This window comes from Pseudoalteromonas sp. SG41-5, from assembly GCF_014164495.1.
Taxonomy (GTDB): Bacteria; Pseudomonadota; Gammaproteobacteria; order Enterobacterales; family Alteromonadaceae; genus Pseudoalteromonas; species Pseudoalteromonas rhizosphaerae.
Genome location: NZ_JACJFH010000287.1, coordinates 1 through 446, shown reverse-complemented (window position 1 = coordinate 446; position 446 = coordinate 1). Strand labels below are relative to the sequence as shown.

Sequence of the window (446 nt, the reverse complement as noted above, 5' to 3'; positions counted from 1 at the left end):
TCACGCCATTGAGCTTGCCCTGAGCCTAGTTCGTGTAATACATGGCCTGTAAACCCAGCAGATGGTGTATTTGAAATCCAAACTTTGATTTCACCTGATTCACCCATACCGACTATTAAATATGGTTTTATTTTCTTAAATACCTCACCTGTCGATAAAGTAAAATAAGGGAGAGATTTAGCTAATTTGTAACCTTTTTTGTCTATTGCCACTTCACCAAAGTAAATTCTATTTTCTGACTTATCTAACCATTCAACCGCGACTTTTCCTGGGAATACCCTATCATATACTCCAACCATAGCCCCCGCTGTGGCTCTGCAGCAAGACATAGTTCCTGCGGGTACATCCCACTGGTCATCAAACTTAATTAAAGTCACGAATATATCATTACCTTCATCCGTTGAACCCGATACAACCATATAATCTATTTCACCTGTTGTTGCACA

1 protein-coding gene is annotated in these 446 nt (G+C 39.7%); it reads right to left on the bottom strand.

What is annotated here, in order from left to right:
- The coding region (locus H5232_RS23645; RefSeq protein ID WP_182831721.1) for a DUF2931 domain-containing protein at positions 1–446 on the bottom strand (446 nt) is incomplete at both ends.